Here is a 546-nt window from a genome sequence, read left to right as displayed (position 1 = left end):
GTTATTGCCTGCGTTGGCTTTAACTGGAGTACTTTCGTTACCAGACGGATCTTTCGCCTGTGCAGTTACTTCAGAACCATCTTTCACTTTGTCTTGTGGAATAGTGGTGCTGTCTTTGCCTGCTTCAACGCTTGGCACTGTTTCAGGTTTGTCTGATGTCCAGCTGCCGTCTGCCTGTTTGGTCAAGGTCACTTTTTCTGGGGTGTCAGAACCTTCAGGAGTCACTGTTACTTCTACAGTATCACCTGCTTGGGCATCTCCAGGCACTTTCACAGCCACTGAGCCATCGGTAGTTGATGGGGTCACTTCCGGTGCGCTTGGTGCAGTCGTATCAGGATTATTACCTGCATTCACTGTACCTTCTTCACCTGCATTACCCGTAGTGTCAGTCGCTTTCGCAGTCACTGGAGAGCCATCTTTCACTTTATCTGCTGGGATGGTTGCTTTGCCAGTCGCTGGGTCTACTGCAACATCTGGGTTGTTTGAAGTCCAGTTGCCGTCGTTACCTTTAGTCAAGGTTGCTGTTTTCGGTGTGCCCGCTTCATC

The 546-nt window shown here is 49.8% G+C and carries 1 protein-coding gene; it reads right to left on the bottom strand.

Annotated elements, in window-relative coordinates:
* On the bottom strand, positions 1-516 hold a 516-nt coding region (locus ACTHUE_RS20000), incomplete at its 3' end, for a hypothetical protein (protein ID WP_440424278.1).
* Positions 517-546 lie beyond the last annotated feature (30 nt).

The sequence above is a fragment of the Neisseria sp. P0021.S005 genome, assembly GCF_051956955.1.
This window is presented reverse-complemented; position numbering and strand designations above follow the sequence as displayed.